This is a genomic window from Mesorhizobium sp. M7A.T.Ca.US.000.02.2.1, assembly GCF_003996995.1.
Taxonomy (GTDB): domain Bacteria; phylum Pseudomonadota; class Alphaproteobacteria; order Rhizobiales; family Rhizobiaceae; genus Mesorhizobium.
This window is the reverse complement of sequence record NZ_RZTT01000500.1, coordinates 1-3,877: the sequence shown is the minus strand read 5'-3', so window position 1 is coordinate 3,877 and position 3,877 is coordinate 1. Positions and strand designations below refer to the sequence as shown.

General features: G+C 62.8%; 5 protein-coding genes. 2 read left to right on the top strand and 3 right to left on the bottom strand.

The window, feature by feature from the left end; genetic code table 11:
- Positions 1-218 (top strand): hypothetical protein (locus tag EOD15_RS36345; protein ID WP_210212213.1); only part of this gene is annotated, 218 nt, incomplete at its 5' end.
- 4 nt (positions 219-222) lie between these two features.
- Positions 223-651, top strand: a complete 429-nt coding sequence (locus EOD15_RS30270) for a L,D-transpeptidase (RefSeq protein WP_023812266.1) — start codon at positions 223-225, stop codon at positions 649-651.
- A 61-nt stretch (positions 652-712) separates the two neighbouring features.
- Here EOD15_RS30270 and EOD15_RS30265 read toward each other — a convergent pair whose 3' ends face one another.
- The 3 genes from EOD15_RS30265 to EOD15_RS30255 form a co-directional block, all read right to left on the bottom strand.
- Positions 713-1,696 carry a lipid A biosynthesis lauroyl acyltransferase gene (locus EOD15_RS30265; protein ID WP_164873981.1) on the bottom strand — a complete coding sequence of 328 codons (984 nt, stop codon included), beginning with the start codon at positions 1,694-1,696 and terminating at the stop codon, positions 713-715.
- A 13-nt stretch (positions 1,697-1,709) separates the two neighbouring features.
- Entirely contained in the window at positions 1,710-2,738 is a 1,029-nt protein-coding gene (locus tag EOD15_RS30260; RefSeq protein ID WP_127409117.1) for a zinc-binding dehydrogenase, read from the bottom strand.
- Positions 2,739-2,775: 37 nt separating this feature from the next.
- Positions 2,776-3,877, bottom strand: a 1,102-nt coding sequence (locus tag EOD15_RS30255) for a beta-ketoacyl-ACP synthase (RefSeq protein WP_127409116.1), incomplete at its 5' end; no start/stop codon positions are given.

Below are 3,877 nucleotides of genomic sequence, written 5' to 3'. Positions count from 1 at the left end.
GCCCAGAGTTGAGCAGCGATCTCGGCAGTTTTGCAAGCCCGTTGGTGATCGAGCCTGTGCGGCGTGTCGTTGCGGCAACTATTGCGGGAAATCGTTCAAATTCGCTGCTTTGGATTGGCGAATTGGTCAAGGTGTGTGTGTTAGCCCGTTCATCTGCCATTAAAAAGATGAGAGACTATTTGAGGGCAGGCAGGTTAGGGGCAATCAAAGGGGTTTGATCGCATGAAAAAGACAGTTCTCATGGCAGCCGTGTTTGTTGCGATGCTGTTCGGTGCTTCGGGGCAGGGCTGGGCAGCCAGCCTCGTTGCAAATATTGACGTGTCTTCGCAGACGATGACCGTCAGATATGGCGCGTCGGTTTACCGGTGGAGCGTCTCCACCGCGCGCAAAGGTTACATTACGCCGCGCGGCAGCTATCGGCCGCAACGGACGGCGCGGATGTGGTATTCGCGCAAATACGACATGTCGCCAATGCCTCATTCGGTGTTCTTCCGCGGCGGCTATGCCATTCACGGCACCGGCGCGGTGAGGCAGCTCGGGCGCCCGGCATCGCATGGCTGTGTGCGCTTGCACCCGACCAATGCCGCCGCCTTCTATGCGATGGTTCGGCAAGCCGGTTTCGGCAATACGCGCATTGTCGTCACCAACTGAAGAGATTCAGGTTCGCTGTTGTCGGCTGGCGCAGGGCTAACACCCTCGCCAGCAGTTCTGTTTAAGCGTTCGGGACCGCTTTTGCCTGCGAGGGCCGCTTTCGACGCCCGCCGCTGATCTCCCACCTTTTGTGGAACCACATCCACTGGCCGGGATCTTCTCGCACCCAGCGTTCGACGACATCGTTGAGACGCTGGGTGGTGGCGTGGACATCGACGCTGCCGTCAGCCGTGCGCGGCAATGTCAGCTTGTCCTCGATTTCGAGCCGGAAGCGGTTGCCTGGCAGCCTGATGCAGCGCGCCGGATAGACGTCGCAGTCATAGTGACGGGCAAGGGTGGCCAGCACCCGATTGCTCTGGCACGGACGGCCGAAGAATGTCGTCTCCAGTCCGTTGGAGAATTTCTGGTCGACAAGGATGCCGATGTTGCCGCCGTTCTCCAGGACCCCGGCCAAGGCGAATGAGGCACCGGCCATCGATGGCAGCAACGAGCCCATGGTCGAGCGGCGCGTCGAGAGGATGTAGTCGGCAAGATAAGGATTGTTGGGTGGGCGAAACAGCGCCGTGATGTTCATGCCGAAGGTCGCCGCCGCCACCGGCAGAAGTTCGAAATTGCCGAGATGGCCGGTAAAGACGATGTGCGGCTTCACTTCGCTGGCGATTTCGAGGAAGTGGTCCGCTCCTTTGACCTCGATGCGGCCGGGCTTGATCGCTGTAGGGTCATAGTCGAAGAGGGCGTCGAGAAAGATGTATTCCGCGGCGAGACGGGCCATGTTGCCCCACATGTCGGAGGCGATCGCCTGGATCTCGGCTTCGCCCTTTTCCGGATAGGCCTTGCGCAGATTGTCGACGGCGACCTGATGGCGTCCCACCCGGGGGCCGACCATGCGTGCGGCGCGGTCGGCGAAATTCAACGCACTGTCGGCCGGCAGCAGGCGCAGGACCGAGATGATCATCATTGCGGCGCGCGCCACCAGCCAGTAATTGAGCTGGCGCAGTTGCCTGCCGTAGCGAAATTTTAGATCCCGGCGGAACTTCTTGAACACAGAGGTCAAGGCTCTAGCCGACGCGCAGGATGATCTTGCCGAAAATGTCGCGGCCTTCCATGCGCTTCAGCGCGGCGTCGATACCGTCGAAGCCGACTTCGGTGTCGATGACGGGTGCGACCTGTCCCGCCGCCATTTTCTGCATGGCGTTGGCCATGTTTTCCATGCGGCACCCAAACGAGCCAAGCAGTTTCAATTGCTGCTGGAACAGCTGCATCAGATTGATCTGCGTCGACACGCCGGAAGTCGAACCGCAGGTCACCAGGCGGCCGCCGCGCTTCAGGCACAACATCGAGGCGGCAAAAGTGTCGGCGCCGACATGTTCGAAGACGACATCGACGCCCTTCTTCTTGGTCAGCTTGCGCACGACGCCCTCGAAACGGTCGTCGCGGTAGTTGATGACATGGTCGGCGCCGAGCGCCTTGGCCTTGTCGATCTTGTCGTTGGAGCCGACCGTGGTGATGATGGTGCAGCCCATCCGCTTGGCCAGCTGGATGGCCGCAGAGCCGATGCCGGATCCGCCGGCATGGATAAGGATCGTCTCGCCGGGCTGTAGCCTGGCGTTGTCGAACAGCATGTGCTCGACCGTGCCGAAGGTGACGGGCGCGACCGCCGCGCCGATGTCGGTCACGCCGGGCGGGGCAGGGACCAGCAGGCGAGCCGGCAGATTGATCTTCTCTTGCGCGAAACCGTCGAGATGGAAACCGTGCACACCCGAAACATGTTCACAGAGGTTGTCGCGGCCTTCGCGGCAGGCTCGGCAGAGGCCGCAGGTGCGCGCGCCGTAGATCGACACCAATTGTCCGGGCAGCAGGCTGGAAACGCCGGGGCCTACCGCCTCGACCTCGCCGGAGGCTTCGGCGCCGACGACCAGAGGCAGCTTGCGCTTGGCGAAGGCCATGCCGCGCCAGCCCCAGACGTCGATATGGTTCAGCGCCACCGCCTTGATGCGCAGCGTGACTTCGCCAAGTGCCGGCGGTGGGGGAGGCGGCAGGTCCACCGTTTCAAGACGGCGGTCCTCGATAAGTTGCAATGCGCGCATTGGGCCTGTCGGTTTCGGTCTGGCTGAAAAAGGTCGCTTAGACCGGTTCCCGCGCCATGACAAGGCAAGTGTTCTGGCCGCCGAAGCCGAAGGAGTTCGACAGCACGGTGCGGACCTCGGCATTGCGCTTCTTGTTCGGCACCACGTCGAGCACGATCGCGGGGTCGGGATTGTCATAGTTGATGGTCGGCGGGATGACGCTTTCGCGCATCGTCATCAGTGAGAACGCCGCCTCGACGGCGCCCGCCGCCGACAGCGTGTGGCCGATCATCGATTTGTTCGACGAGACCGGCATCGAGCCGATCCGCTCGCCGAACACCGTCGACAGCGACAGATGCTCCATCTTGTCGTTTTCCGGCGTCGAGGTGCCGTGGGCGTTAACGTAGTCGATCTCGTCCTGGCTCAAGCCGGCATCGGCTAGCACAGCACGAACCGCCGCGATCGCCGGCGAAGCGTCCGGCTTCGAGCGGGTGCGGTGGAAATCGTCCGCCTTTTCGCCGCAGCCGCGCAGGATGCCAAGAATCGTGGCGCCGCGCGCGAGTGCGGTTTCCAGTGATTCCAGCACTAGCGCGCCCGAACCCTCGGCGAGGACAAAGCCGTCGCGGTCCTTGGAGAAAGGTTTTGACGCCTTTTCGGGAATGTCGTTGTGGGTCGACAGCGCTGACAGCAGCGAAAAGCGGATCAGCGCCTCGGCGGTCGCCGAACCGTCGGCGCCGATCGACAGCGCGCGGTCGCATTCGCCGCGGCGGATCGCCTCGACGCCGAGCTGGATGGCGGTGGCGCCGGAAGCGCAGGCGGTCGACAGCGTGATCGGCAGCCCGCGGGTGCCGAAACGGTCGGCAAGCCGGCCGGCGATCGAGCCGAACTGCGTGGTCTCGAAAAAGTCGAGTTCTTTCAATCCGCGCGCCACCCGCAGCAGCCGTTCGCCGCCGGAGTCCAAATCATTGGAATTGTAGAGCGCGAAGCGGTCGTGCCAGTCGAGTTCGACCGGCGGTGAAGCGAGGAAGAGAGGACCACCAAAATCACCGGAATCGAGGCCGGACTCGGCCACGGCCTCGCGCGCGGCGGTTTCCGCCAGTTCATAGGTGAGATGGCTGGAGCCCTTCGAGCTCGACGGCAGGAAGTCGACCATGCCGGAG

Coding starts and splice junctions, on each gene's coding strand:
- EOD15_RS30270 (WP_023812266.1), top strand. CDS start 223: ATGAAAAAGACAGTTCTCATGGCAGCCGTGTTTGTTGCGATGCTGTTC.
- EOD15_RS30260 (WP_127409117.1), bottom strand. CDS start 2,738: ATGCGCGCATTGCAACTTATCGAGGACCGCCGTCTTGAAACGGTGGAC.